The 25,217-nt window shown below is 63.4% G+C and carries 24 protein-coding genes and 1 pseudogene; 15 read left to right on the top strand and 10 right to left on the bottom strand.

The features are described 5' to 3' along the window. The first annotated feature begins 5 nt into the window (after positions 1–5). Genes WBQ96_RS03485 through WBQ96_RS03475 form a run of 3 tightly spaced genes read left to right on the top strand, consistent with a single transcriptional unit; the run spans position 6 to position 3,660 of the window. The gene (locus tag WBQ96_RS03485) at positions 6–1,445 is read left to right on the top strand and encodes a M16 family metallopeptidase (protein ID WP_336547440.1); all 1,440 of its coding nucleotides are present in this window, start codon (positions 6–8) and stop codon (positions 1,443–1,445) included. A 14-nt stretch (positions 1,446–1,459) separates the two neighbouring features. Further along, complete coding sequence (locus tag WBQ96_RS03480; protein WP_336547438.1) at positions 1,460–2,815, top strand: M16 family metallopeptidase; 1,356 nt, start codon at positions 1,460–1,462, stop codon at positions 2,813–2,815. Then, on the top strand, positions 2,815–3,660 hold the full coding sequence (locus tag WBQ96_RS03475) for a patatin-like phospholipase family protein (RefSeq protein WP_336547436.1): 846 nt from the start codon (positions 2,815–2,817) through the stop codon (positions 3,658–3,660). The genes WBQ96_RS03480 and WBQ96_RS03475 overlap by 1 nt, the downstream gene beginning before the upstream one ends. Before the next feature lie 4 nt (positions 3,661–3,664). Here WBQ96_RS03475 and WBQ96_RS03470 read toward each other — a convergent pair whose 3' ends face one another. Both WBQ96_RS03470 and WBQ96_RS03465 read right to left on the bottom strand, forming a co-directional pair. Then, the gene (locus WBQ96_RS03470) at positions 3,665–5,092 is read right to left on the bottom strand and encodes an MATE family efflux transporter (protein WP_336547435.1); all 1,428 of its coding nucleotides are present in this window, start codon (positions 5,090–5,092) and stop codon (positions 3,665–3,667) included. 23 nt (positions 5,093–5,115) lie between these two features. Next, positions 5,116–5,532, bottom strand: a complete 417-nt coding sequence (locus WBQ96_RS03465) for a VOC family protein (RefSeq protein ID WP_336547434.1) — start codon at positions 5,530–5,532, stop codon at positions 5,116–5,118. A gap of 205 nt (positions 5,533–5,737) precedes the next feature. On the opposite strand from WBQ96_RS03465, the gene WBQ96_RS03460 reads away from it, so the two are divergent. The 6 genes from WBQ96_RS03460 (at position 5,738) to lpxK (ending at position 11,350) form a co-directional block, all read left to right on the top strand. Further along, complete coding sequence (locus WBQ96_RS03460) at positions 5,738–7,093, top strand: TldD/PmbA family protein (RefSeq protein ID WP_336547432.1); 1,356 nt, start codon at positions 5,738–5,740, stop codon at positions 7,091–7,093. After that, positions 7,080–7,886, top strand: a complete 807-nt coding sequence (locus WBQ96_RS03455) for a 3'(2'),5'-bisphosphate nucleotidase CysQ (protein ID WP_336547430.1) — start codon at positions 7,080–7,082, stop codon at positions 7,884–7,886. The genes WBQ96_RS03460 and WBQ96_RS03455 overlap by 14 nt, the downstream gene beginning before the upstream one ends. Positions 7,887–7,966: 80 nt before the next feature. Continuing rightward, positions 7,967–8,218 (top strand): DUF4170 domain-containing protein, encoded by a 252-nt coding sequence (locus WBQ96_RS03450; RefSeq protein WP_165119788.1) that lies wholly within the window; start codon positions 7,967–7,969, stop codon positions 8,216–8,218. Continuing rightward, positions 8,218–9,009, top strand: a complete 792-nt coding sequence (locus tag WBQ96_RS03445; protein WP_336547427.1) for a lysophospholipid acyltransferase family protein — start codon at positions 8,218–8,220, stop codon at positions 9,007–9,009. Before WBQ96_RS03450 ends, WBQ96_RS03445 begins: the two co-directional genes overlap by 1 nt. After that, positions 9,006–10,322 carry a lipid IV(A) 3-deoxy-D-manno-octulosonic acid transferase gene (gene waaA, locus WBQ96_RS03440; protein WP_336547425.1) on the top strand — a complete coding sequence of 439 codons (1,317 nt, stop codon included), beginning with the start codon at positions 9,006–9,008 and terminating at the stop codon, positions 10,320–10,322. Before WBQ96_RS03445 ends, waaA begins: the two co-directional genes overlap by 4 nt. A gap of 2 nt (positions 10,323–10,324) precedes the next feature. Next, a complete protein-coding gene (gene lpxK, locus WBQ96_RS03435; protein WP_336547423.1) occupies positions 10,325–11,350 on the top strand; it encodes a tetraacyldisaccharide 4'-kinase in 1,026 nt (341 codons plus the stop codon). Here the strand turns inward: lpxK and WBQ96_RS03430 are convergent. From WBQ96_RS03430 to mutL, 3 genes are all read right to left on the bottom strand, one after another. Then, complete coding sequence (locus tag WBQ96_RS03430) at positions 11,347–11,580, bottom strand: DUF2093 domain-containing protein (protein ID WP_336547421.1); 234 nt, start codon at positions 11,578–11,580, stop codon at positions 11,347–11,349. The two genes, lpxK and WBQ96_RS03430, sit on opposite strands and share 4 nt — an antisense overlap. A gap of 53 nt (positions 11,581–11,633) precedes the next feature. Beyond that, entirely contained in the window at positions 11,634–12,671 is a 1,038-nt protein-coding gene (locus WBQ96_RS03425; protein WP_336547419.1) for a glycosyltransferase family 4 protein, read from the bottom strand. A 448-nt stretch (positions 12,672–13,119) separates the two neighbouring features. Continuing rightward, positions 13,120–14,964 (bottom strand): DNA mismatch repair endonuclease MutL, encoded by a 1,845-nt coding sequence (mutL, locus tag WBQ96_RS03420; protein ID WP_336548172.1) that lies wholly within the window; start codon positions 14,962–14,964, stop codon positions 13,120–13,122. A 133-nt stretch (positions 14,965–15,097) separates the two neighbouring features. Between mutL and WBQ96_RS03415 the strand changes: the two genes are divergently transcribed. The 3 genes from WBQ96_RS03415 to WBQ96_RS03405 are packed head-to-tail and all read left to right on the top strand — an operon-like array spanning position 15,098 to position 18,001. Further along, the gene (locus WBQ96_RS03415; protein WP_336547417.1) at positions 15,098–16,657 is read left to right on the top strand and encodes a trimethylamine methyltransferase family protein; all 1,560 of its coding nucleotides are present in this window, start codon (positions 15,098–15,100) and stop codon (positions 16,655–16,657) included. Positions 16,658–16,685: 28 nt separating this feature from the next. Then, complete coding sequence (locus WBQ96_RS03410) at positions 16,686–17,126, top strand: hypothetical protein (protein ID WP_336547415.1); 441 nt, start codon at positions 16,686–16,688, stop codon at positions 17,124–17,126. Next, positions 17,060–18,001, top strand: coding sequence for an alpha/beta hydrolase (locus WBQ96_RS03405; protein WP_336547413.1), 942 nt, complete (start codon positions 17,060–17,062; stop codon positions 17,999–18,001). Before WBQ96_RS03410 ends, WBQ96_RS03405 begins: the two co-directional genes overlap by 67 nt. A 14-nt stretch (positions 18,002–18,015) precedes the next feature. Here WBQ96_RS03405 and queF read toward each other — a convergent pair whose 3' ends face one another. Next, positions 18,016–18,477 (bottom strand): preQ(1) synthase, encoded by a 462-nt coding sequence (gene queF / locus WBQ96_RS03400; RefSeq protein ID WP_336547411.1) that lies wholly within the window; start codon positions 18,475–18,477, stop codon positions 18,016–18,018. A 53-nt stretch (positions 18,478–18,530) separates the two neighbouring features. Between queF and WBQ96_RS03395 the strand changes: the two genes are divergently transcribed. Beyond that, on the top strand, positions 18,531–20,576 hold the full coding sequence (locus tag WBQ96_RS03395; protein WP_336547410.1) for an NADH:flavin oxidoreductase: 2,046 nt from the start codon (positions 18,531–18,533) through the stop codon (positions 20,574–20,576). A gap of 6 nt (positions 20,577–20,582) precedes the next feature. On the opposite strand, the gene WBQ96_RS03390 is transcribed toward WBQ96_RS03395, so the two are convergent. The 3 genes and pseudogenes from WBQ96_RS03390 to WBQ96_RS03380 all read right to left on the bottom strand — a co-directional run bounded on the left by WBQ96_RS03390 (position 20,583) and on the right by WBQ96_RS03380 (position 22,284). Next, positions 20,583–21,308 (bottom strand): DUF2270 domain-containing protein, encoded by a 726-nt coding sequence (locus WBQ96_RS03390; RefSeq protein ID WP_336547409.1) that lies wholly within the window; start codon positions 21,306–21,308, stop codon positions 20,583–20,585. A 194-nt stretch (positions 21,309–21,502) separates the two neighbouring features. Further along, positions 21,503–21,846, bottom strand: a pseudogene (locus WBQ96_RS03385) (antibiotic biosynthesis monooxygenase family protein). 30 nt (positions 21,847–21,876) lie between these two features. Then, the gene (locus WBQ96_RS03380; RefSeq protein ID WP_336547408.1) at positions 21,877–22,284 is read right to left on the bottom strand and encodes a hypothetical protein; all 408 of its coding nucleotides are present in this window, start codon (positions 22,282–22,284) and stop codon (positions 21,877–21,879) included. Positions 22,285–22,363: 79 nt separating this feature from the next. Between WBQ96_RS03380 and WBQ96_RS03375 the strand changes: the two genes are divergently transcribed. Continuing rightward, the gene (locus tag WBQ96_RS03375; RefSeq protein WP_337035867.1) at positions 22,364–22,831 is read left to right on the top strand and encodes a MarR family winged helix-turn-helix transcriptional regulator; all 468 of its coding nucleotides are present in this window, start codon (positions 22,364–22,366) and stop codon (positions 22,829–22,831) included. Positions 22,832–22,838: 7 nt separating this feature from the next. On the opposite strand, the gene WBQ96_RS03370 is transcribed toward WBQ96_RS03375, so the two are convergent. Next, positions 22,839–24,239 (bottom strand): aminotransferase-like domain-containing protein, encoded by a 1,401-nt coding sequence (locus WBQ96_RS03370; protein WP_336547407.1) that lies wholly within the window; start codon positions 24,237–24,239, stop codon positions 22,839–22,841. 104 nt (positions 24,240–24,343) lie between these two features. Here WBQ96_RS03370 and WBQ96_RS03365 point away from each other — a divergent pair, with 104 nt between their 5' ends. Further along, positions 24,344–25,204 carry a DMT family transporter gene (locus tag WBQ96_RS03365; RefSeq protein WP_165119806.1) on the top strand — a complete coding sequence of 287 codons (861 nt, stop codon included), beginning with the start codon at positions 24,344–24,346 and terminating at the stop codon, positions 25,202–25,204. Positions 25,205–25,217 lie beyond the last annotated feature (13 nt).

Raw genomic sequence — 25,217 nt, 5'->3', positions numbered from 1 at the left:
CCCTGATGTTGCTGACGGTAACCGCCACGCCTGCATTGACAGCCCCCGCGCAAGCCGCCCAGGGCGACCAGGAGGTTTCCAACTTCTTCCTTGGCAACGGCATGGAAGTGGTGGTCATACCCGATCATCGCGCGCCGATCGTTACGCATATGGTCTGGTACAAGATCGGCAGCGCCGACGAACCGCCCGGTAAATCCGGCATTGCCCATTTCTTCGAGCACCTGATGTTCAAGGGCACGACCAATCACCGGGCCGGCGAGTTCGGCACCAGGATCGCCGAGATCGGCGGCAGCGAAAACGCTTTCACATCATATGATTACACGGCTTTCTTCCAGACCGTGACGCCTGACGCGCTCGAAACCATGATGAGTTTCGAGTCGGACCGCATGCGCAACCTGATTCTCACCGATGCGGTGATCGGGCCCGAGCGCGACGTCATCCTCGAGGAGCGTCGTTCGCGGATCGAGGGCAGCCCGGACGCGCTGCTGAGCGAAGAGGTTCAGGCGACGCTGTTCCAGAACCACCCTTATCGCATTCCCGTGATCGGTTGGATGCATGAGATGGAGAAGCTGAACCGCGCCGAGGCCATCGATTTCTACAACCGCTATTATGCGCCGAACAACGCCGTGCTGGTCGTGGCCGGCGATGTCGATGCCGCAACCGTGCGGGCCATGGCCGAAAAGACCTATGGCCGGGTAGCGCGCGGCCCGGACCTGCCGCCGCGCATACGCCCGACCGAGCCGGAGCAGAACACGAAGCGCACCGTGACACTGACGGACGCGCGCGTCAGCGTCCCGAGCTTCTCCAAGGGATGGGTCGTGCCGTCTTACAACCGCGCCCAGCCGGGTGAGGCCGAAGCGCTCGACCTGTTGTCGGAAATTCTCGGTGGCGGCACGCAGAGCCGACTTTATCAGGCGCTTGTCGTCAAGGCGCGCATTGCCTCGAGCGCAGGCGCTTATTTCGACGGCACGGCATTGGACGACACCAGCTTCACCGTCTACGGCTCGCCGCTCGGCGAAACCGGGCTGGAAAAGCTGGAGGCTGCCGTCGACGCCGAGATCGTGAATATCGCCACCAAGGGCGTCACCGATTCGGAACTGGATAAGGCCAAGAATCGCTACGTCCGCTCCATGATCTTCGCGCGCGACAAGCAGTCCAGCATGGCCAATATGTATGGCAGCGCGCTGACCACTGGCGGGACAGTCCAGGAAATACAGCAATGGCCGGACAAGATCCGCGCCGTGACAGCCGATCAGGTTCGTGCTGTGGCCGCCAAATACCTCAAGCCGGAGATTTCGGTGACGGGCTATCTGCTGCCGGCGCAGACAGCCAGCACCCTTCCCGCGGAAGAGGTCCCACCGGCCGATGTGGGCGCAACTGACGGCGAGGCCGGCAAGCCCGGGCCTGCCGAGGCCTCCCCCGCCAAGACACCGCCTGCGAATTGATCCGGATGGTTACCATGAGAACGACATTCGACATACGCGCCCGGGCGATCTCCTCGATCGTCACGCTGGCGATGGCGCTTTTCTTCCTTGTCCTGCCCTGCGTGGTTTCTGCCCGGGCGGCGATGAACATCCAGGAAGTGAAATCCTCCAGTGGTGTTACGGCCTGGCTCGTCGAGGATTATTCGGTTCCGATCATTGCGATACGCTTCGCCTTCGAGGGCGGCAGCACGCAGGACCCAAAAGGCAAGGAGGGGCTTGCTAACCTGATAACCGGCCTGTTCGATGAAGGCGCCGGCGATCTCGACAGCGAGACGTACCAGTCGCGGCTGGACGATGCGGGCGCCGAGATGAGTTTCACGGCAAGGCGCGACAGCATCTACGGCTCGATGCGGCTGCTTGCCGATCAGCGCGAAGAGGCGTTCGACCTCCTGCGCATGGCAATCACCGCGCCGCGGTTCGACCAGGCGCCGATCGATCGCATCCGGGCGCAAATCGTGTCCGGCATCGTTTCCGGCGCGCGCGATCCGGAAGTCGCGGCACAGTTGAAATGGGCATCGGCGCTTTATGGCGACCACCCCTATGCGCGCCGCGACGAAGGCAACGAACAGTCGCTTGCAACCATAACCGCAGACGATCTGCGCGCTTTTCACAAGGCGATCTTCGCCCGGGAAAAGCTGAAAATCTCCGTGGTCGGCGCGATCGATGCCGATACGCTGAAGGCTGATCTCGACAAGCTCTTCGGCAGCCTGCCGGAAAAGCCGACGCTTACGCCTATCCCTGATGTTCAGCCGAAACTCGGTCAGGAAGTCCGCGTCGAATACGACCTGCCGCAGACGATGATCCAGCTTGCCTATCCGGGCGTCGAGCGCACGGCACCGGATTTCTTCGGCGCGGTGTTGATGAACCACATTCTCGGCGGTGGCACGTTCACCTCGCGGCTATTTGACGAGGTGCGTGAGAAGCGCGGCCTGACCTACGGCATTTCGTCGTCGCTGGTGAATTACGAGCACGCCAATGCCTTGACGATCGGCACCTCTACACGCGCCGACAAGGCGGCCGAGGCGCTGGCGCTGATCCGCGACGTGATACGCAAGATGGCCGACGACGGGCCGACGCAGGCGGAACTGGACGCGGCGAAGAAGTATCTGGTCGGCGCCTACGCCATCAACAATCTCGATTCGTCGAGCGCCATCGCCAGTACGCTGGTGGAGCTGCAATTGCAGGATCTCGGCATCGACTACATGAATCGACGAGCCGGATTGATCAACGCGGTGACGCTGGAAGACACCAAGGCGGCAGCGAAGAAACTGCTGACGGTCGATCCGGCGATACTGATTGTCGGGCCTTCGCTGGTGGCGGGAAGCAAGTGATGAGCCCGACCTTCGCCATCGCATTCGGTGGCGGCGGTGCGCGCGGGCTCGCGCATATCCATGTCATCGAGGCGCTGGACGAACTCGGCATTAGCCCCGTGGCGATTGCCGGCTCCTCGATCGGCGCGATCATGGGTGCCGGCATGGCGGCCGGCATGAGCGGCCGCGACATTCACGACTATGCGCGCCTAGTGCTGGGCAAGCGTTCCGAAGTGGCGTCACGCATGTGGCGGGCGCGGCCAGGAACCTTCGCGGAGATGATGGAAGGCGGCCTGCGCGTCAGCCAGTTCAACATCGAGCGTATTTTGCAGGTGTTCCTGCCGCCCGAAATTCCCGCGACATTCGCCGAGTTGAAAATCCCGTTGCGGGTAACGGCGACCGACTTTTTCGGCCACGAGATGACGGTGTTCGATGAGGGCGAGCTGAATTCGGCGCTCGCCGCGTCTGCCGCCATTCCGGCGGTGTTCCGCCCGGTTCGGCGTGACGGCAAGATCCTGATCGATGGCGGCATCTACAATCCGGTGCCGTTCGATCTGGTCGAGAAGGATGCCGACATCGTCATTGCCATCGATGTCGTCGGTACGCCGACGGATGGCGGGCGCAAGAGGCCAAACTCCATCGACCTGATGTTCGGCGCGACGCAGCTGATGATGCAGTCGATCATCGCCAGCAAGGTCAAGCAGGGTACGCCGGAGATTTTCCTGCGACCGCCGGTATCCCAGTTTCGCGCGCTGGATTTCCTGAAGATCGACGCGGTGATGGGCGAAACGGCTGCCATCAAGGACGAACTCAAGCGCGCGGTCGATGTGGCCCTGCGCAACGCCGAGCGCCGCCGCTCAGCCTAGGCTCTCACTGCAGCGTAGCCGCCTTGCCGGTCGAAAACGGCGACTGCGCCGAAGGCGGCGGCGGTGGCATGGTTTCGTCCGGCATTGGCTGGCCGGCGATGCCGTGTACAACGCGGAAGCAGACGAGCATCGAAACGACACCGAAGACCACGGCGCCCAGGCCCCAACCGGCGAGGACGCCTTCGGCACCGTAGAAATGCGCACCAACCCAGACGAACGGGATCACACCGAGCGTCGAGCGGCCCCAGTTGAAGACGGTGGAGTAGGCCGGGTAGCCGAGATTGTTGAAGGCAGCGCTGGAAACGAAGATCGCGCCGTTGAACAGGAAGCTGCCGGCGGCGAACAGGCAGAAGAACACGATAAGCTTGCGCGACAGCCCGGTCGCACCGAAGATCGAAGCGATCGGATGGGCGAAGATCGCCAACAGCGCCCACATTGTCAGCACATAGACGATGGTGAAGAAGAGTGCGTTGCGCATCGTGCTCATGAGGCGATCGTATCTGCGCGCGCCGAAATTCTGCCCGAGGATCGGCCCGACCGCGCCCGAAAGCGCAAAGATGACGCCGAATGCGACGGGCACGATGCGCCCGATGATTGCCCAGCCGGCCACGGCCTGATCGCCGAAGGCGGCAATCTCGGTGGTGACGAAGGCATTGCCGACCGGGGTTGCGATCTGCGTCAGCACGGCGGGCAGCCCGATGGCGAAGAAGGGGCGGAACGCGGCCGCGAGCCTTTCGCGGTCAGGCAGCCTGATAAGCCGGTGGACGCGATGCGCGCCATGGATGCCGACGGCCAGCATGACGACGCGCGACAGAATGGTGGAGATCGCTGCGCCATCGATGTCGAGGCCAAGGCCGAAAATGAGTATGGGGTCGAAGATCGCGGCGGCAATGGCGGCGGCGAGCGTCACATACATTGCACGCTTGGCGTCTCCGACACCGCGCAAGATGCCGGTGGTGCACATGCCGAGCGCCAGCAGCGGTGTCGAAAACAGCACCATCTGCAAAAAGCGCGTCGAAAGATCCAGCGTGTTGCCGGTCGCGCCGAGCATGGCCGTCAGGTCACGCAGGAAGGGAAAGACGGCGATGCTGAGCAGAACCGTCGTAATGCCCATGAACACCATCGAGGCCCCGCCCATGCGGGCCGCATCCTCCCGGCTGCCGCGCCCGAGCGCACGCGAAACCAGTGCGCCGCAGGCGATCGTCAGGCCGATGGCGATCGAAACCGTGAAGAACAGCAGCGTCGAGGCAAAGCCGATCGCCGCCGCCAGTTCCTGAACGCCAAGCAGCGAAATGTAGAAGAGGTTCAGCGCGTCAACGACGAAAACCGCAATTAGACCCACCGATCCCGTCGCTGTCATCGTGATGACATGGCGCATGGTCGAGCCGGTGGTGAATTTGGCCGGCGATCCCGGCTGCGGTTTCTCGCTCATGCGGTTCTGCCTCGGATCGGCGATCAGTGCGCGAAGACTTGCTCGAGCGACCGGAACCCCTTGAATTCAAGCGCATTGCCCGAAGGATCGCGGATGAACAGCGTCGCCTGTTCGCCGGGCTCGCCGGCAAAACGGATCATCGGCCGCTCCAGCCAGTCGATGCCGTCATGGGCTTCGAGGCGATTGGCGAGCGCCTGCCAGTCGTCCATCAGCAGGACGGCGCCGAAATGCGGGATCGGCACCAGCTTGTCGCCGACCTTTCCGTCATTGGCTGCAGAGGCCGTCTCGGGCCGCAGATGCGCCGACATCTGATGGCCGAAAAGATCGAAATCGACCCAGGTGTCGGACGAGCGCCCAATCGCGCAGCCGAGGACGTCACGGTAGAAAGCGCGGGTTTCCTCGAGGTCGCGGACGGGGAATGCGAGGTGGAAAGGCGTCATGTCTGCAGTCCGATACTATACGTGAGGCGATATGCCCGGTTGCTATTGGCGCTATGGTGGTCGACTCCTAGACTAGAGCCTAGCTGTTTCCAAAGGAATTGGTTCGGCCTCGGTCTTTCTGCTGGACCACGCCCATTGCACAAGCGGGATGGGAACAATAGATGGTGCAGCAAGCCTGCGAACCAACTGATTTGGGAAAATCCGCATGAATGACACCCTTGATGCCGTCAAAGACGCCGGAAAGCTGACCGATCGCGTCGCGGCTCTCGTCGAAGCGGCAAAGAGGGCCGGTGCGGATGCGGCCGATGCCGTTGCTGTTCGTGGCCGCTCGGCAGGTGTTTCGGTGCGTCTCGGCAAGGTTGAAGCCACCGAGGCGTCTGAGAGCGAGGATGTGTCGCTGCGCGTCTTCGTCGGCCAGCGCGTCGCCAGTGTCTCGGCGACTGCAGCATCCGATCCGAATCAATTGGCCGAGCGCGCCGTCGCCATGGCGAAGGTTTCGCCGGAGGATCCTTATCAGGGTCTGGCCGATCCTGCGTTGCTGGCAAAAACCGTTCGCGACCTCGATCTCTACGACAACACGGTCGTTTCCGCCGAGCAGCTCAAGGCCGATGCGCTGGCAGCCGAGGAAGCGGCTCTCGCGGTTCCCGGCGTCACCAATTCGGGTGGCAGCGGCGCAAGCGCCGGTCTCGGCGGCATGGTGCTTGCCACTTCGCACGGCTTTCTCGGCCACTACGTCGGCACGCGGTTTTCGCGCTCGGCCAGCGTGATCGCGGGCGAGGGCACGGGCATGGAGCGCGACTATGATTTCTCCTCGCGCCAGCATTTCGCCGATCTGGATGCGCCTGACGCGATTGGCCGCTCCGCCGGCGAGCGGGCCGTGCGTCGGCTCAATGCACGCAAGGCCAAGACCGGTCCGGTCGATGTGGTGTTCGACCCGCGCGTGTCGCGCGGCATCGCCAGCCATCTCGCCGGCGCCATCAACGGCGCTTCGGTGGCGCGCAAGACCAGCTTCCTGCGCGACATGATGGGCAAGCAGGTGGCAAACGGCATCATCACCGTCATCGACGAGCCGCTGCGCCGGCGCGGTCCGGCCTCGCGGCCCTTCGACGGTGAAGGGATCGAAGGCGAGAAACTGGTGATGGTCGACAAGGGCATCTTGAACCACTGGTTCCTCTCGACCTCTGCCGCCAAGGAACTTGGCCTGCAGACGAACGGTCGCGGCGCGCGCAGCGGCTCGTCCGTCTCGCCGACCTCGACCAACCTGTCCATTGAGCCCGGCGACCGCTCGCCCGAAGACCTCATCAGGTCGCTGAAGAGCGGCTTCTACGTCACCGAAGTGTTCGGCCAGGGCGTCAACATGATCACCGGCGAATACAGCCGTGGAGCCTCCGGCTTCTGGATCGAGAACGGCGAGCTTGCCTATCCCGTATCGGAAGTCACCATTGCGTCGAACCTTAGGGATATGTTCCTCAACATGGTCCCCGCGAGCGATATCGACCGCAATTTCGGCACGGCCGCGCCGACGCTACTCATCGAAGGAATGACGCTTGCCGGAAGCTGAGACAGCCAGCATATCGACCGCCGCCGAAGATCTGTCGCTGCTGCTGGCTGCTGCACGCGAGGCCGGCGAAATCGCGATGCGCTACTTCAGGAAAAGCCCGGAAGTCTGGATGAAGACCGGGCAATCGCCAGTCAGCGAGGCAGACTATGCCGTTGACAAATTCTTGCGCGAGACGCTGACGGCGGCGCGGCCCGATTATGGCTGGCTGTCGGAAGAAACCGCCGACACCGATGCACGCCTGACTGCGCGGCGCACCTTCGTCGTCGATCCCATCGACGGCACGCGCGGCTTCATCGACGGGCTGGACGCATGGTGCGTCAGCGTCGCGGTCGTCGAAGCGGGACAGCCGGTAGCCGGCGTTCTCGATTGCCCGGCGCGGCGCGAAATCTTTTCCGCAATACCGGGAGAGGGCGCGCGCAAGAACGGCGCGCCGATACGCGTTCGCGAAATTGGCGATGAAATCGAGATCGGCGGCCCGAAGCCTTTTTTTGATCTCATGCCTGAGGAATGGCTGCAGCGGGCGCATCGCGTCGCGCATGTTCCCTCGCTTGCCTATCGCCTGGCGCTGATTGCGGAAGGATCGCTCGATGCCACATTCGTCAAACCCAACTCGCATGATTGGGACATTGCCGCTGCCGACCTGATCCTGCGCGAGGCGGGCGGAAAGCTCGTGGATGCGGCAGGCAATCCGCCCTCTTATGCCGGCGCGGTCACCGCGCATGGCGCGCTGGTTGCGGGCAGCGGCCATCTTCTCGCCGCCATTGCCGGGGTAATAGCGGGTGCCGGGCGCTGAAAGCGCGTCGAGGCGGTTTCAAAACAATCCGTTTTCATCTAGACAATGGCAGCTTTGCCAATCACGATTCAGGAATTCCCATGTCCGAGGAAGACGGAAAAAAGCAGCTTTTGCATCTGGTTTTCGGTGGTGAGCTGACGAAGCTCGGCTCCACCGAATTCCGCGACCTGGACGCGCTCGACATTGTCGGCGTGTTCCCCGACTACCAGTCCGCGCATACGGCCTGGAAGGCGAAAGCCCAGGCGAGCGTCGACAACGCGCATATGCGCTATTTCGTGGTTCACCTGCACCGGCTGCTTGATCCGGAAGCCAAGGCGACCGGTCAGAGCTGATGGACGAAAGACGAGTGGCGTCGCCGGTCGTTCAGGCCACGGCCCCGAAGAAACGCAAACCGGGCGGCGCGAAGGGTTTCTGGCGCAAGATCCGAAAGCCGCTGGCGCAGTCGAGTTTCGCCAAGGGCCTGATTGCGAGCCTTCTTGCCTCCGGGTTGCGCTTCGTGCGCCTTACCAATCCGCTCGCCAAGGGATCGACTAACGTCAAGGAGGCTCAGGCCGAATTGACCCCGGCCATCATCGCGCTCTGGCACGGCCAGCATCTTCTTGCGCCGGTGATGTTGCCGAGGCGGCAGAAGATGCTCGCCATGGTGTCGCGTAGCGCCGATGCCGAACTCAATGCGCTGGTGCTGGAAAAATTCGGCTTCGAAGCCGTGCGGGGGTCCGGCGGCCGCGAAGACAAGCGCCATGCGGAAAAGGGTGGCGCACGCGCATTGATCGTCCTCAAAAAGGCGCTCGATGCCGGCAAGAACGTCGCCATGATTGCAGACATTCCGCACGGAACACCGCGTGAAGCCGGTCTCGGCATCATCACGCTGGCACGCCTTTCGGGCCGCCCCGTCGTTCCGCTGGCCGTCACCACCAGCCGCCGCAAGGTGCTGGAGCGAAGCTGGGACAAGACCACCATCAACCTGCCTTTCGGCCGCTGCGGGGTCATCGTCGGCGAGCCGGTCCATGTGCCGGCGGGCGCCAGCGAGGCGATGATGGAATTCAAGCGCCAGGAACTGACCGCGTCGCTAAACCGCGCGACGGCGCAAGCCTATCTTATCGCCGACGGTGGCCGCTTATGAGCGAACGCTGGGCGCGCAGGCTGCTTTCGGGTTACCGTTTTGCCGGCTCGGTCGCGTTTCCGGTGATGGGCGCCTATGTCGCCTGGCGCTCTAGCCGCGGCAAGGAGGATCATGCAAGGCGGCGCGAGCGCTACGGCCGGGCAAGCCAGCCGAGGCCGGAGGGCCCGCTGATCTGGGTTCATGCCGCGAGCGTGGGCGAGACGATCGCGGTTGTGCCGCTGGTGGAAAGCATACTCGGCTACGGCATCAACATCGTGCTGACGACGGGCACCGTGACCTCCGCACAGGTCGCCGACGAGCGGCTCGGCGGGCGCGTCATTCATCAATATGTGCCGCTTGATATGAAGCCGGCGGTGAGCCGTTTTCTCGATCATTGGCAACCTGACCTCGCCATCATCGCCGAATCTGAGATATGGCCGATGACGATCCTGGAACTGGGCCGGCGCCGCGTGCCTCAGGTCCTGGTCAACGGCCGCCTGTCCGATCGTTCCTTCAAGAACTGGAAGAAACGGCCCTTCATCGCCGAAGCGCTGTTCGAGAACCTCGCCCATGTGGTTGCCCAATCCGATGTCGACGGCCAGCGCTTCGCGGCACTCGGCGCGCGCCCGGTCAGCGTTTCCGGCAACCTGAAGGTCGACACCGCGCCGCCACCGGTCGACGAGAAGGTGCTCAACGCGCTTCAGCGCCAGATCGGCAAGCGCAAGACATGGGCGGCGATTTCGACGCATGACGGCGAAGAGGCGGTTGCAGCCGAAGTCCATACCATGCTGCACAAGCGCCACCCTGGCCTGCTCACCATCATCGTGCCGCGTCACCCCGACCGGGCGGCCGCACTTGCCGAGGAGTTTACAGCACTCGGGCTTTCGGTCGCGCGGCGCAGCACCGGCGACAAGATTACCGCCGAGACCGACATCCTGCTCGGCGACACGATCGGCGAGATGGGGCTTTACCTGCGCCTGACGGAGATCGCATTCGTCGGCCGTTCCCTGACCTCCGAGGGCGGGCAGAACCCGCTCGAGCCGGCCATGCTGGAGACGGCCGTGCTTGCCGGCCGCAACGTCCAGAATTTCCGCGAAACCTATCAGCGCCTGATCGATCGCGGCGGAGCCAAGCTGGTGCGCGACCGCGACATGCTTGCGGGTGCCGTCAACTTCCTGCTGGTGAACGAGGTCGCGCGCCACGACATGATGGCGGCCGGCGTGGTGACGGTGGACGAGATGCGCGGTGCATTGGCCAAGACCCTGCGGGCGCTTGAGCCTTACATCCAGCCGCTTGTCGTCAAATCGCGGCTCAAGGGATCGGGCGGACGGTAGCGGTGGCGAGCGAGGCGCCTCCTTTCTGGTGGGAGCGGCCCGACTGGCGGGCTTATGCGCTGTCGCCGCTTTCCACGCTCTACGGAATGGTGGCCGCGCGCCGCATGGCGAGCGCGAAGCGTGAGACGGTCGATCTGCCCGTGCTTTGCATCGGCAACTTCACCGTCGGCGGAACCGGCAAGACGCCGGTGGCAATCGCGCTCGCAAAGCAGGCGCGAGCGATGAACCTCACGCCCGGCATCCTGTCGCGCGGTCATGGCGGCGGCTTTTCGCAGCCGCATGTCGTCGATGTGCATCACGACAGCGCAAAGCATGTCGGCGATGAGCCGTTGCTTCTGGCCGAGCATGCGTCCGTGGCCGTAACCCCCAATCGGCCCGCCGGCGCCAAGCTGCTGCTGGAACAGGGTTGCGATTTCCTCATCATGGATGACGGCTTCCAGAGCGCGCGCATCCATATCGACTACGCGCTGGTAGTGGTCGATGCGCGCTACGGCATCGGCAACGGCCATGTCATCCCCGGCGGACCGCTGCGCGCGCCTCTGCTCGAGCAGCTTCGCTTTGCCGATGCGGTGCTGAAGATGGGCGAAGGCAGTGCCGGCGACGAAATCGTGCGCAAGGCCTCACGCGCCGGCAAGCCGGTGTTCGAGGCTACCGTGCGCCCACGCAATGCCGAGGCATTGGCCGGCCGCCGGTTTCTCGCATTTGCCGGCATTGGTCATCCCGACAAGTTCTTCGACACGATCGTGAAAGCCGGCGGCACCGTGGCGCTGTCGCGTTCCTTCCCGGATCATCACGTCTTTGCCGACGACGAACTGGCCGAGCTGCACGCCACGGCACGGGCCGGGCAGCTGGAGATGATGACGACAGCCAAGGATGCAGCCAGGCTGCGTCACGGCGCGGCCCCCCAGGATTTTGTCGATCAGCTCAATGTTCTGGAGATCGATGCGGTGTTCGAACTGCCGCAGGTGCCGGCGCGGATCATCGAGGAAACGCTGGAAGCCTGGCGTCGGCGACGATCTGGTAATTAGCGCCTGACGCGTAATTCCGGATTGGATTCGATCTCGCGGGCGAGCGATACCGAGGCGTTCACATAGGGCTCCTGGCGCGCGACGCTCCAGTATTTCAGTTCGTCCAGCGGGATCGATTCACTGGTGACCGCGCAGCGCACGAACGCGCCGGGGCTGGTGACCTGGAAATCACCATCGAAATAGCGGATGCGGGCTTCCCTTGCGCCGGGGCCCTCGAAACGGTTCATCATAGTGCGTGCTCAAAGCTTGTTTGAGATTGTTCCGCCACAAATCGCGGGCGAGGTCAAGCGGCAGGCTGCGGCAGGGCGAGACGAGGCTCTTCGCGATGGGCCGCCTGCGCATGCTGGAGGAACAGATCGGCACAGGCCGACCAGCTATATTGCATCGCCTTGGCGCGCGCATCGGTGCGGCTGACGTCGAGCGCTGCAAGCGAGGCCTGGCGCAGATCTTCCGAAAGCACACCGCCGACGCCGTCGGCCAGCACATCACGTGGACCGGTGACCGGAAAGGCCGCGACCGGCACGCCGCTGGCCAGCGCTTCCAGAAGCACGATGCCGAATGTGTCGGTGCGGCTCGGGAAAACGAAGACATCAGCGCTGGCGTAGATATCGGCGAGTTCATCGCCGGTTTTCACGCCGAGGAAGGTGACATCGGGATAGACCTCGCGGAACCGCTCCAGCGCTGGGCCATCGCCGACGACGACCTTGCTGCCGGGCAGGTCGAGATCGAGGAAGGCCGGCAGGTTCTTTTCGACCGCCACGCGCCCGACCGACAGGAAAACCGGACCGGGGCGCGCAGTCTTGCGCCGGCGATCGGGGCGGAACATGGTCGTGTCGACGCCGCGCGTCCATGGCCGCACATTGGTGAAGCCGCGCCCGGCCAGCTCGCCGGCAAGCGACGGCGTGGCGACCAGCGTGCCGGAGCCGGCATTGTGGAAGCGGCGCAGCCAGGCATAGCTCCAGCTTTCCGGGATCGGCGCGCGGGCGCTGAGATATTCGGGAAAGCGCGTGTGATAGCTGGTGGTGAAGGACAGGTCGCGCTTCACGCAGTATCGGCGGGCGAGAATGCCCAGCGGGCCTTCGGTGGCGATATGGATATGATCGGGCCTCGCCTGCTCGATGCGCCGGGCGATCTGGCCCGGCGTGGCAAGTGCCAATCGTATGTCAGCGTAGGAGGGCAGGGGAATGGTTGAAAAACCCTGCGGCATCAGCATCTCCACCGTGCAGCCGCGCGCGCGCAGCCCTTCGCAAACCCGCTCCAGCGTGCGCACGACGCCGTTGATCTGCGGATGCCAGGCGTCGGTGACGATCAGGATACGCATGGGCGGAGTCCGGGAGAGGGGAGCGTCGGCGCTGGAGCTGCCGCCTTTTCGCCGCATGAGGCAGGGCTATCGCGCAGGGCAATCGCGGTGAATGGCGCTCTATGATAACCCCCACCCCTAACCCCTCCCCACAAGGGGGAGGGGAACTTTGCTGCTGCCACGCCACTTGAAACCGTCAATGATTGGCACCCTGTGTGAATGCCATAGGGATCCCCCTCCCCCTTGTGGGGAGGGGTTAGGGGTGGGGGTCCTTCATACGCGATTGCCCTGCCGTTTACGGGCAGAAAACCTCGGCAGGTGGATGAAGGGCTGCTCCGATGAACAAACAAGCCCACTTTCGGCGCAAAGGACGCCGAAATCCCGTCGGAAAACAGATTGATCGAATCACAGACGCCGCCGCTTTGCATGGCGGGTTTTCATCATGTTTCGATGACAGGTGCGTGACGCGTTACTTCCGGCCGAACAGCCGCTCGATATCGGCAAGCTTCAGCTCGATATAGGTCGGGCGGCCATGGTTGCAGGTGCCGGAGCCCGGTGTTGCTTCCATCTGGCGCAGCAGCGCGTTCATTTCCTCGGGCCGCAGGCGCCGGCCCGAACGGACCGAGCCGTGGCAGGCCATGGTCGCCGCGATCTTGTCGAGGCGCTCTTTCAGGGTCTCGGTCGTGTCGTTGTCGGCGATCTCGTCTGCTAGGTCACGCACGAGCTGGGCGACGTTCGTTTCACCGAGCATCGACGGCGTCTCGCGCACGGCAATAGCCCCGGGCCCGAAGCGTTCGACGCCGAGGCCGAAGCGGCGCAGCATGTCGGCATGCGCGGCAAGGCGCGACACGTCATCTTCCGGCAGGTCGACGATCTCGGGCAGAAGCAGCATCTGCGCCGGCACCGGGCGGGCGTGGAGCGCGTTCTTCAGCGCCTCATAGACCAGCCGCTCGTGGGCGGCATGCTGGTCGACGATGATCAGCGAATCCTGCGTCTGTGCGACGATGTAGTTCTCATGCACCTGCGCGCGCGCCGCACCGAGCTGCGCCTGAAGCAGTTCTTCAGGCAGCTCGGACTGTCCCGCGCGCGCATCGGCGCTGGCGATCGGACCGGTGTCGAAGGCGGCCTGCTGGCTTTCGGCGAAACCACCGTCGAGCGGACGATAGGGCGAACGCGCCGCGTCGAATCCGGCCGTGGCCGAAGCGCGGAAGCCCGGATTGAAACTGCGGTGGCCGTTTGCCGGACCGGGATGGGCATAGGCGGATGCACCCGGACGGAAGGCGCCCATCATTGCCGCAGCACCGGACGTGGCGGACCGGACGCCGGCATCGGCAAGCGCCTGGCGGATTGATCCGACGATCAACCCGCGCACCAGCCCGGGGTCGCGGAAGCGCACATCGGCCTTGGCGGGATGGACATTGACGTCGACGGTGGCCGGGTCGAGCGTCAGGAACAGCACCGTCACCGCGTTGCGGTCGCGTGGCAGGACATCGGCATAGGCGCCGCGAATGGCCGAGGCGATCAGCTTGTCGCGCACCGGGCGGCCGTTGACATAGGCATATTGCTGCAGCGCGTTGGCGCGCGAATAGGACGGGATGGAGACATGGCCGGAAAGCCGCACGCCCTCGCGAATGGCATCGATGGCGATCGAATTCTCGGGAAATTCGCCACCCATCACCTGCGCGATGCGGGTGAGTTGCCCGTCCGGGCTGTCATCGCCGGCGGGCAGCTCCAGCGTCGTGCGGTCGGGCCCGGAAACCGTGAAGCGCACCGCCGGAAAGGCGATGGCTATACGCTTGACGATATCGCTGATCGCGGTCGTCTCGGCGCGCTCGCCCTTCATGAATTTCAGCCGCGCAGGGGTGGCGAAGAACAGGTCGCGCACCTCGACGGATGTGCCCTTGTTGGCGGCGGCAGGGCGGACAGTGGAAACGTCGCCGCCCTCGATGCCGATCTCGGCGGCAGCGTCGGAGGCAGCCGTGCGCGAGCGGATCGTCAGCCGCGACACCGAGCCGATCGACGGCAGGGCTTCGCCGCGAAAGCCGAGCGAGCGGATGTCATGGATGTCGGTCGAGAGCTTGGAGGTGCAGTGCCGCGAAACGGCAAGCTCGAGCTCGCTCTCGGATATGCCCGAGCCGTCATCGCCCACGCGGATCAGGTTCAGTCCGCCACCTGCGGTCACGACTTCCACGCGCGAGGCGCCGGCGTCGAGGGCGTTCTCGACCAGTTCCTTGACCACGCTGGCCGGTCGCTCGATGACCTCGCCGGCTGCGATCTGGTTGATCATCGTTTCTGAAAGCTGGCGAATGGGCATGGCATCCATATAGCGGATTCGAAGGTGGCAGCGATAGCGGCAAGCTGTCAGTTTGCGCCATGCAAAGGCGCAAGGTTGGCTTTTCTTTGGTGTTGTTCCGGGGATAGTCTCGTTGCGTAATCGGGAGGCCCGCATGGAACCCACCGTTATCGAGCAAGCGCCCGACTCTTCGCGCAAACGCGGCGGACGCGTCGCCCGGCGCGAATTGCGCTCGCATGGACAGCAGGGGCATGGCCGCCCCTATATCGTGCGCGGCATCCCGACCTATGACATCATGTCGGAAGAAAATCTTCTGCGAATCGAGGCGACGGCTGATCGCATCCTGGCCGAGATCGGCATCGAGTTCCGCGACGATCCGGCAGCGCTCGACCACTGGAAGCGGGCCGGCGCAAAGATCGAAGGCGAACTGGTGAAGTTCGAGCCGGGCATGCTGCGCGAAATCCTGAAGACCGCGCCGGCCGAGTTTACCCAGCATGCGCGCAACCCGGAAAACTCGGTGCAGATCGGCGGCAAAAGCGTGGTGTTTTCACCGGCTTACGGCTCGCCCTTCGTCATGGATATCGACAAGGGCCGGCGCTACGGCACGATCGAGGATTTCCAGAACTTCGTGAAGCTGGCGCAGTCCTCGCCCTGGCTGCACCACTCCGGCGGCACGATCTGCGAGCCGGTCGATGTGCCGGTCAACAAGCGCCATCTCGACATGGTCTACAGCCATATCAAATATTCCGACCGCGGCTTCATGGGTTCGGTAACGGCGGAAAGCCGCGCCGAAGACTCGATCGACATGACGCGCATCGTCTTCGGCGAAAAATTCGTCGACGAGAACTGCGTCATCCTCGGCAATGTCAACGTCAACTCGCCGCTGGTCTGGGACGCGACCATGACGACGGCGCTGCGCGCCTATGCCCGCGCCAACCAGGCAGCGGTGGTGGTGCCTTTCATCCTCGGTGGTGCCATGGGCCCGGTGACGAATGCCGGCGCGATCGCACAATCGCTGGCCGAAACCATGGCCGGGTGCGCACTGACGCAGCTCGAGCGGCCCGGCGCTCCGGTCATTTTCGGCAATTTCCTGTCGTCCATGTCGCTGCGTTCCGGCTCGCCGACCTTCGGCACGCCGGAACCGGCGATAGGCTCGATGGTGATCGGCCAGCTGGCGCGGCGGTTGAACCTGCCGCTGAGATGCTCCGGCAATTTCACCACCTCGAAACTGCCGGACGCGCAGGCGATGAACGAAGGCACCATGTCGATGCTCGCCGCTGTCCATTGCGGCGCGAATTTCATCCTGCATTCGGCAGGCTTCCTCGATGGGCTCTTGTCGATGTCCTACGAGAAATTCGTCATGGACATGGATTTCTGCGGCGCGCTGCACACCTATCTCGACGGCGTGAAGGTGGACGACAACCAGCTTGCGATGGAGGCATTTCAGGAAGTCGGGCCGGGCAGCCACTTCTTCGGCTGCGGCCACACCATGGCCAATTACGAAACGGCATTCTGGGACACGGAGGTTGCCGACAACGAACCTTTCGAGAAGTGGGAAGCGGCCGGCTCGGAGGACGTCGCCGTTCGCGCCAACAAGCGGTGGAAGAAGATGCTGGCCGAATATCAGCCGCCGCCGCTGGACGCCGGTACGGACGAAGCGTTGCGTGATTTCATGGACCGGAAAAAAGCCGCGATGGCGGACGCGTGGTATTAACGTCGATATGCCCGCTTCCGAGGTCGTCATGAAATACGAGGTTTTGATTGCCGCCTTTGCCATGCTCTCACCGACAGCCGCTTTCGCCGGTGAAGCACTGGATGCCGTGAAGCCGTTTTACGATCACATCGGGATCGAGCTGGAGCCCACTGAACGAGGCCGCTTCGTCGATCCGGCAAAATCCGTTCTCGATGCCCGCGACCGGCTGGTGAAATCGGGGCAGGGCGACTGCCTGGACGACAACATGGCGCTCGACAACGCTGCCTACAACAAGGCCGAGTTCGACAAGAGCCTCAAGCTGGCAGAATCCGAGAATGGTGAGACTGCGGTAGTGGTCGCTGCCTTCATGGCGTCAAACGAGCCGCATCGCATGCAATGGAAACTGAAAAAGGTCGACGGCCAATGGAAGATCGCCGACCTGTTGTCGGTCACGAACGAATGGGCGCTCAGTCAGTACCAATGCGAATGAGTAGACGAAGAAGTGTTGCTGCAACTGCGTTCGTGGCATTGCTTGCCATTGCGGCTGGCTTTGTCTGGACGACTGGAACCGCTGCGATCGCGCGAAAGCCGCAGGCGACCTTTGCTGCTCCTACCGGCTTTCCGGTCGAAGAAGCCACACTGAAGGAAGGCAGCGAGCCGGAACTGCGTGGCTGGATTGTCGAACGCGCGGGAAGTTGCGGCGTTGCAGCGCTTCTGCATGGAAGAGGGTCGGACAGGCGTTCGATGATCGCCAGGGCCAGGCTGCTGTTTGACGAGGGCTACTCGGTCGCACTGTTCGATCTGTCGGGACACGGGGAAAGCGGCGGAGGCATCCGAGGCTTCGGCTATTCCGAAGGCGACGATGCAGCCCGTATTCTCAACTATGTTCATGAGCGGTTTGCTGGTCGCAAGATTGCGGCGATCGGCTCTTCGCTGGGGGCTGCCGCATTTGTCTTTGCGGAGCCGCGCGCCCGTCCGCAAGCCTACGTGCTCGAACAGCTATACTCTACCTTGTGGGAAACCACGGCGCTGCGCGCGCCGCTTCCTTTCCTGCGAGAGCTGCAGGCGACGGTGCTGCTGGCGCAGATGCCGCTGCGGTTGGGTTACGATGCCGGTAAAGTTCGGCCCGTGGATCACATGGTTGCACTCGAACGGCCGACCTTGCTGCTTGCTGGATCAGCCGATCCGTTCGTGGACCCCAGTCAATCGCTGGCTTTGGAAGCTTCTTCCAAGGGCAATGCGAAACTGGTGTGGTTCGATGGCGCCGGTCATGTGGATCTCCTGCGCTACGACGACAGAAAATATCGTGAAGCCGTGATCCCTTTCCTGAGGGAAAACCTGTGCTCGCCTGCGGCAAGCTCATGACGAGGGCCGTATGCTCAGCCCCTGCCGCGGTAGGGTGCGACGCCGGTTTCGGGCAGCCAGGCGCCTTCGGGCGGGGTGCCGGTCTGCCAGAACACGTCGATCGGGATGCCGCCGCGCGGATACCAGTAGCCGGCGATGCGCAGCCACAGCGGCTTCGTCGCTTCCACCACGCGCCGGCCGATCATCACCGTGCAGTCTTCGTGGAAAGCGCCGTGATTGCGGAAGGATGTCAGGAAAAGCTTGAGCGATTTCGATTCGACGAGTGCGGCGTCCGGGGCGTAGTCGATGACGATATGGGCGAAATCCGGCTGGCCGGTCACCGGGCAGAGCGAGGTGAATTCCGGGCAGGTGAAGCGCACGATCGCCGGCGCGCCGTCGCCGCGCGTGAAAGGCACCGTTTCCAGAGTGGCGGCTTCCGGCGAGGCCGGCGTTTCGGCCTTCGTGCCGAGCTGGGTGAGGTTGTCGGTGATGGTCATTTTTTCATCCTTTAGGCCGGCGTTATAGAGAACATTGGGGAATAAAAAAGACGATGACGAGCAACGACCCGCTTCTTCAGCCCTACCAGCTCAAGCACCTGACGCTGAAGAACCGCGTCATGTCGACCAGCCATGAGCCCGCCTATTCGGACGATGGGCTGCCGAAGGAGCGCTACCGGCTCTATCACGCTGAAAAGGCCAAGGGCGGCATGGCGCTGACGATGACCGCAGGCTCGGCGATCGTCTCGCGCGACAGCCCGGCCGCCTTCGGCAATCTCCAGGCCTATCGCGACGAGATCGTGCCGTGGATGCGCGAGCTGGTCGATTCTTGCCACGAGCACGACTGCAAGGTGATGATCCAGATCACCCATCTCGGCCGCCGCACCGGCTGGAACAAGGCCGACTGGCTGCCCGTGCTTTCGGCCTCACCGGTGCGCGAGCCGGCGCACCGCTCGTTTCCGAAGATCGCCGAAGACTGGGATCTGGACCGCATCGTTGCCGATTATGCGTCCGCGGCGCAGCGCATGCAGGCGGCCGGGCTCGACGGCATAGAATTCGAAGCCTACGGCCATCTGATGGACGGGTTCTGGTCGCCGGCGACCAACCATCGCGACGACGACTACGGTGGCTCGCTCGACAACCGGCTGCGCTTCACCTGGCGGGTCATCGACGCAGTGCGCAAGGCGGTCGGCGAAAAGTTCATCGTCGGCATTCGCATGGTGGCCGACGAGGATTTCGAGAAGGGATTATCGAAGGACGAGGGAGTCGAGATCGCGCGCCGGCTGGCTGCCTCGGGGAAATTCGACTTCCTGAATATCATTCGCGGCCATATCGAGACGGATGCGGCACTGACCGGCGTCATCCCGATCCAGGGCATGCGCGCCTCGCCGCATCTCGATTTTGCCGGCGAGGTCAGGGCGGCGACGAAGTTTCCGGTGTTTCATGCCGCGCGCATTTCCGATATCGCGACCGCCCGCCACGCGATTGCCGAGGGCAAACTCGACATGGTCGGCATGACCCGCGCGCATATCGCCGACCCGCATATCATCAAGAAGGTGATGGAGGGCCGCGAGCACGAAATCCGCCCCTGCGTCGGCGCGACCTACTGTCTCGACCGCATCTATGAAGGCGGCGAGGCGCTGTGCATCCACAATGCAGCGACCGGACGCGAGGCGACGATCCCGCATGTCATCCAGAAGGCTGACGGCCCGCGCAAGACCATCGTTGTCGTCGGTGCGGGTGCTGCCGGTCTGGAGGCCGCGCGCGTCGCGGCCGAACGTGGCCACAAGGTCACGATTCTGGAAGCTTCCGGACAGGCCGGCGGGCAGGTGCGGCTTGCGGCACAAAACCCGCGCCGCAAGGAGTTGATCGGCATCGTCGACTGGCGGCTGGCGGAGCTCGAGCGGCTGGGCGTCGAAATCCGCTACGACACATGGGCGGAAGCCGACGATGTGCTGGCATTGAAGCCGGACGCGGTGGTGATCGCCACCGGCGGCCTGCCGCAGAACCCGCCGCTGGAGGCGGGCGACGAGTTGGTGACGTCGAGCTGGGACATCATTGCGGGAGCCGTCAAACCGGCCGAAAACGTGCTCGTATATGACGACAATGGCGGCCATCAGGGCATGACGGCAGCCGAACTGATCGCCAATGCCGGTGCGAGGCTGGAACTCGTTTCGCCCGAGCGCTTCTTTGCGCCGGAAATGGGCGGCATGAACCATGTGCCCTATATGCGCGCCTTTCAGCAGAAAGGTGTCAGGATCACCATCAACACGCGGTTGGTGTCGGTGAGGCGCGAGGGAAATCAGCTGGTTGCCACCCTTGGCTCGGACTTTGCCGAAGGCTGGCGCGAGGAGCGCCGCGTCGATCAGATCGTCGTCGAGCACGGCACATTGCCCATCGACGATCTCTATCTGGCGCTGAAGCCGCTGTCGAGGAATGGCGGCGCTGTCGACTACGAGCGCCTGGTCAGCGGCGGCGATGTCTTTCCGGACACACACCCGGAGAGGGATTTCACATTGTTCCGGATCGGCGACGCGGTTGCCGCGAGAAACATCCACGCAGCAATCTATGACGGCATCCGCTTCACCATGCGGATTTGAGTGTCGTCAGACATGCACGCTGCCGTGTGACAGCTCGCCGGGCCGGACAGTCGGGCGCAGGCTGGCATAGGCAATCCAGGCATAAAATGCCGCGACGAGCGCAATGATGATCCAGCCGGGGACAGGCCCCAGGGCGGCATTGCGCACGATCTCCCCGAGCGAGGTCGCCGTATCGTGGCTGATGCCAAAATCCTGCAGTTTCGGCGAGGAAATCTTGAGGATCCACGCCAGCAGCAGGAGCATGAACATCCACGAATAGTTTCTCTGCAGCCGTCGTGACACAGCCGCGTTGAGGCTCAGCAGGAATTTCGGCTCGCGCAGGTCGCTCCCCAGTATCTTTGCCCAATCATTGTCGATCGAACCTGAGCCACTGAACAGCGGCGCGAAATAGTTGCGTTCGATCAGGCGCACGCGGTTCCGGTACACGTCGAAGAAGCGATAGCGCCGCGCCTCGATGACCAGCAGCAAAAGCATCAGCAGCATGGCGAAAAGCAGCACGCCGTGGTGCGAGGCCGAGGTTGATAGCGACAGTGAAAGCATCGCTGCGGCGGCGGTGATGGCCCAGTTGCTGGTGCGGTCTATGCGGTCGCGCCAGCCGGCCATGCGGGCGATTTCGGCGCGATGGTAATGAGCCAGAACGGTGATGAATTCGGTCGAGGTGGCCGGCATTGGCGGAACGGCAAACCCGCTGATGAATTCCTCGCTCAGTTGCTGTTGCTTGACGCTTTCCATGGTCTCCTCCCACAGGCAAAGCCGCATCGTGGGAGTATACGCCAGTCCGCCCCTTGCGTCCGGGCGAAACGTCGAAAAGCCTAGAGTGAGATGATGTTTCCTCGAATCGTCATCTCACTCCAGGATATTATTTTGAAGCATGATTTTGAAGCATGATCTTGTCCGAAAAGTCTGCAACTTTTCGGGATCATGCTCTAAATTTCCAAGCGCTTGTAATTGGCGATGTCAGCGCGGATTCCGAGCCGCGACATCATTTCGTGGCGGTCGAAGCCGGTCTCGGCATGGAGCTTCGCCACGGCAGCCGTCACACCCTGACGACATCGGGCGTCTCCCATTCAACCATCGTCACGAAGTTGAACTCACCGGGGCCGGACTGCTGTTCCAGGATGATGTCACGCACGAAACCGTCTTGTTCTCGCAGCAGAGCGTGCGTTGCCGCCACCCTTTGCAGGAATTCCTCGCGACCTTCTGTCGGTACGGCGAATTTGTCGACGCGGTAGAAGGGCCTGGGCTCGATGGAGTTTCTATCTTCAAGCATCTGTTTTCCTTTCTGAATTGTTGGAAGACTTCAAAACAGCCGGGCGATCGCCATGCAGATGACGGTCAGCACGAGAAGCCGCGCCGCGATGCGCTCGCCCTTGGCCATTCGGACACGAAGCACCGCTTCATCTTCGCCATTGGCGCCCGCGAGCTTGCGGCGGGCAGGGTCGACCATGGCGCCGAGTACCCCTACGGCGGCGAGCGCTGCGACGATGCCGAGCGCCAGAACCTGCTCCATCGAGCCGAAATAAGCGCCGTGGAAGAAGTACCAGAGCAAGGCGCCGGTCAGCATGGCGACAACCGCCGCTCCCATTTGCGGGCCGAAGAATCTTTCCACCCTGATCTCGGGATCGCGCGCGAGCGTGTAAGTCGTGCCGGCCCAGAAGACGCCGGCCATGACATGCAGGCCGAGAGTGACGATGTAGACATATTGCATGACGAACTCCTCGTTTCGTTCCCCGCGCACCATCAGATTCGAAAATAGATAGATATCGAATGATTAGAAGTCAATCATTATGCATCAGGAAAATTCATGCTATCGTCGGCTCATGCCTCCATCCTTTCGCCCTCCCATCGGTCTCACGCTCCATCGGACATCGCGCCAGGCAAGCCGGGCTTTTGACGAAGCGCTGGGGGAGGTTGGGGGCAGCCTGCCGGTCTGGCTGACCTTGCTGACCATGAAGACGCACAAGAGCGCTAACCAGCGCGAACTTGCCGCGGCGATCGGCATTCAGGGCGCGACGCTGACGCATCATCTGAACGGGATGGAAACGGACGGGCTGCTCACGCGCCGCCGCGATCCCGGCAACCGGCGGGTTCATCTGGTTGAACTGACGGCTGCGGGTGAGGCCGCATTCCTGCGCCTGCGCGAGGCGGCGGTGGCCTTCGACAAGAAATTGCGCGCCGGTTTCTCGGATGACGAGATCGCTGCTTTGGAACAGGCGCTGGCAAAGCTGGGCGCCAATGTCGGCGAGCGGGCTTGATCCCCGGTCAGCCCATCGCCTTTGCCAGCACCGAAAAGACGCGAGCATCCTGGCATTGCGAAACGTTGAAGCGCAGGAAGCCTTTGGCCGATTGCGACAGGCTGAAAGCGTTGCCGGGCGCGAGAACGACATTTTCGGCCAGCGCGCGCTTCGCGATTTCGGCGGCATCGAGGCCTTCCGGGAGGCTGCACCACAGCAACATTCCGGCACGCGGCTCGATCCAAGGTGTCAGGCCGAGCGCTTTCAGGCGCAGGGTGGTTTCGCCCATGGCACGGGCAAGGCGTTCGCGCAGCCCGTCGAGATGCTTCCTGTAGCTTCCATCCCTGAGCATGCCGAGAACAAGCTCGGCCGAGAAAGGCGCTCCGCCGAAGGTGGTTGCGATTTTCAGGTCCGCCAGCCCGTCGATCCAGTCGCCGCGTGCCGCGACAAAGCCGCAGCGCACCGAGGCCGATAAGGTCTTGGAGAAGCTGCCGATATGGATGACGCGCTGGAGCCCATCGAATGCAGCAAGCCGGGGCGCGGGTTCCCGCTCGAAGTCGGCAAAGATGTCGTCCTCGATGATGGTAAGGTCATGAAGGTCGGCGAGCTTGAGCAGGCGGTGGGCCGTGACCGGTGACAGCGTTGCACCTGTCGGGTTGTGGATCGCGGAGTTGGTTATGTAGAGCCGCGGGCGATGCTCGGTCAGCGCTTGGGCAAACAGGTCGATGTCCGGACCGTTCGGCGTATAGGGCACGCCCACCACCTTCGCGCGATGCGCGCGCAGCATGGCGTGGAAATTGAAATAGCAGGGATCGTCGACCAGCACCGTGTCGCCGGGCTCGAGCAGGAAACGGCAAATGAGATCGATCGCCTGGGTTCCCGATTCCGTCAGCATGATCTGGCCGGCCGGCGCTTCGATGCCGTGCGCGGCCAGTCGTCGAGACAGAAGCTGGCGCAACGGCGGCAGGCCGAGCGGCGTTCCGTAGTCGGTGAGCATTGCCTGATCCGCGCGGGCGAGCGTGCGAAGCGCGCGGCGGATACCGGCATCGGGCATCCATGAGGCGGGGAGCCAGCCGCAACCCGGCTTGAGAACATGGTCGCCGGCCTCCAGCGACTGGCGCGACACCCAGAGCGGGTCGACGGCACGGTCGAGCCTTGGACCGATTTCGGCAAGTGACAGCGGTATCGGGTGGCCCGCCACATAGAAACCCGCGCCGCGCCGCGACTGGATAATGCCTTCGGCGCTGAGCCGGTCATAGGCTTCGACCACCGTCGATTTGGAAACCTGCATGGTCTCGGCGAAGCTGCGGATGGAGGGCAGTTTCGCCCCGGGAGCGAGCGAGCGGCCCGCAATCCGCTTGCGGATTGCCTGCATGACGCGCTCGACCAGCGTGCTGCCGTCTTCAACGAGAAGGTTATGGACAGTCATCTGTGCTGGCTCCGTCATCAGTACAGTTCGTACGAATTGTACCGCCCTGTCTCTGGAAATACCAGCCGCCACAAACGATACCGCCTGAAAACGGAACAGATGAAATGGAAAAGGTCACGAGCGGCTGGATCAACGGGTTTGTCGGCGTGCTGATCTTCAGCGGATCGCTGCCGGCCACGCGTGCAGCGGTGGCGGATTTCGATCCGGTATTCCTGACCGTTGCGCGGGCGACGATCGCGGCTGTCCTTGCGCTCGCCTTTCTCGTCATCTTCCGCGAAAAGCGGCCCGCGCGCGCCGACCTCGTTTCGTTGGTCGTTGTGGCGCTCGGCGTGGTCGTCGGCTTCCCGCTGCTGACGGCGCTTGCGCTCCAATACGTCGCTGCCGCGCATTCCATCGTCTTCGTTGGCCTGCTGCCACTTGCCACGGCCATTTTCGGCGTTCTGCGCGGGGGTGAAAGGCCGAAGCCGGCGTTCTGGCTGTTTTCCTGCATCGGCAGCGCGCTGGTTGCGGGCTTTGCGCTGATGCAGGGCGTTGAAGCATCGCCAGTCGGCGACAGCCTGATGCTCGGCGCAATCATTGCCTGTGGCCTGGGCTACGCCGAGGGCGCAAAGCTGTCGCGCAGGCTCGGCGGCTGGCAGGTGATTTCCTGGGCGCTCGTGTTGTCGCTTCCCGTCATGATTCCGCTGGCTCTTTATACCCTGCCATCGTCATGGGACGGTATTGGCGGTCAGGCCTGGCTCGGCCTTGGCTACGTGTCGCTGTTCAGCATGCTGGTCGGCTTCATCTTCTGGTATCGTGGTCTGGCGCAGGGCGGCATCGCCGCGGTCGGCCAGTTGCAGCTGCTTCAGCCGTTCTTCGGGCTGGTCCTTGCCGCGACCTTGCTGCATGAGACGGTCGGCTGGTCGATGATTGCGGTCACCGGCGCGGTCGTGCTGTGCGTGGCGGGAGCGAAACGCTTCGCCTGATGCAGTTTGGGGA

This window comes from Mesorhizobium sp. CCNWLY176 (genome assembly GCF_037153935.1).
Taxonomy (GTDB): Bacteria; Pseudomonadota; Alphaproteobacteria; order Rhizobiales; family Rhizobiaceae; genus Mesorhizobium_M; species Mesorhizobium_M zhangyense.
Note: the sequence above shows the minus strand (reverse complement) of the source record. Positions and strands in the feature narration are given on the sequence as shown.

Excerpts from the sequence above, each read along its gene's own strand:
- WBQ96_RS03485 (WP_336547440.1), top strand. The coding sequence starts at position 6 with ATGTTGCTGACGGTAACCGCCACGCCTGCATTGACAGCCCCCGCGCAA.
- WBQ96_RS03480 (WP_336547438.1), top strand. The coding sequence starts at position 1,460 with ATGAGAACGACATTCGACATACGCGCCCGGGCGATCTCCTCGATCGTC.
- WBQ96_RS03475 (WP_336547436.1), top strand. The coding sequence starts at position 2,815 with ATGAGCCCGACCTTCGCCATCGCATTCGGTGGCGGCGGTGCGCGCGGG.
- WBQ96_RS03470 (WP_336547435.1), bottom strand. The coding sequence starts at position 5,092 with ATGAGCGAGAAACCGCAGCCGGGATCGCCGGCCAAATTCACCACCGGC.
- WBQ96_RS03465 (WP_336547434.1), bottom strand. The coding sequence starts at position 5,532 with ATGACGCCTTTCCACCTCGCATTCCCCGTCCGCGACCTCGAGGAAACC.
- WBQ96_RS03460 (WP_336547432.1), top strand. The coding sequence starts at position 5,738 with ATGAATGACACCCTTGATGCCGTCAAAGACGCCGGAAAGCTGACCGAT.
- WBQ96_RS03450 (WP_165119788.1), top strand. The coding sequence starts at position 7,967 with ATGTCCGAGGAAGACGGAAAAAAGCAGCTTTTGCATCTGGTTTTCGGT.
- WBQ96_RS03445 (WP_336547427.1), top strand. The coding sequence starts at position 8,218 with ATGGACGAAAGACGAGTGGCGTCGCCGGTCGTTCAGGCCACGGCCCCG.
- waaA (WP_336547425.1), top strand. The coding sequence starts at position 9,006 with ATGAGCGAACGCTGGGCGCGCAGGCTGCTTTCGGGTTACCGTTTTGCC.
- WBQ96_RS03430 (WP_336547421.1), bottom strand. The coding sequence starts at position 11,580 with ATGATGAACCGTTTCGAGGGCCCCGGCGCAAGGGAAGCCCGCATCCGC.
- WBQ96_RS03425 (WP_336547419.1), bottom strand. The coding sequence starts at position 12,671 with ATGCGTATCCTGATCGTCACCGACGCCTGGCATCCGCAGATCAACGGC.
- mutL (WP_336548172.1), bottom strand. The coding sequence starts at position 14,964 with ATGCCCATTCGCCAGCTTTCAGAAACGATGATCAACCAGATCGCAGCC.
- WBQ96_RS03415 (WP_336547417.1), top strand. The coding sequence starts at position 15,098 with ATGGAACCCACCGTTATCGAGCAAGCGCCCGACTCTTCGCGCAAACGC.
- WBQ96_RS03410 (WP_336547415.1), top strand. The coding sequence starts at position 16,686 with ATGAAATACGAGGTTTTGATTGCCGCCTTTGCCATGCTCTCACCGACA.
- WBQ96_RS03405 (WP_336547413.1), top strand. The coding sequence starts at position 17,060 with ATGGAAGATCGCCGACCTGTTGTCGGTCACGAACGAATGGGCGCTCAG.
- queF (WP_336547411.1), bottom strand. The coding sequence starts at position 18,477 with ATGACCATCACCGACAACCTCACCCAGCTCGGCACGAAGGCCGAAACG.
- WBQ96_RS03395 (WP_336547410.1), top strand. The coding sequence starts at position 18,531 with ATGACGAGCAACGACCCGCTTCTTCAGCCCTACCAGCTCAAGCACCTG.
- WBQ96_RS03390 (WP_336547409.1), bottom strand. The coding sequence starts at position 21,308 with ATGGAAAGCGTCAAGCAACAGCAACTGAGCGAGGAATTCATCAGCGGG.
- WBQ96_RS03380 (WP_336547408.1), bottom strand. The coding sequence starts at position 22,284 with ATGCAATATGTCTACATCGTCACTCTCGGCCTGCATGTCATGGCCGGC.
- WBQ96_RS03375 (WP_337035867.1), top strand. The coding sequence starts at position 22,364 with ATGCATCAGGAAAATTCATGCTATCGTCGGCTCATGCCTCCATCCTTT.
- WBQ96_RS03370 (WP_336547407.1), bottom strand. The coding sequence starts at position 24,239 with ATGACTGTCCATAACCTTCTCGTTGAAGACGGCAGCACGCTGGTCGAG.
- WBQ96_RS03365 (WP_165119806.1), top strand. The coding sequence starts at position 24,344 with ATGGAAAAGGTCACGAGCGGCTGGATCAACGGGTTTGTCGGCGTGCTG.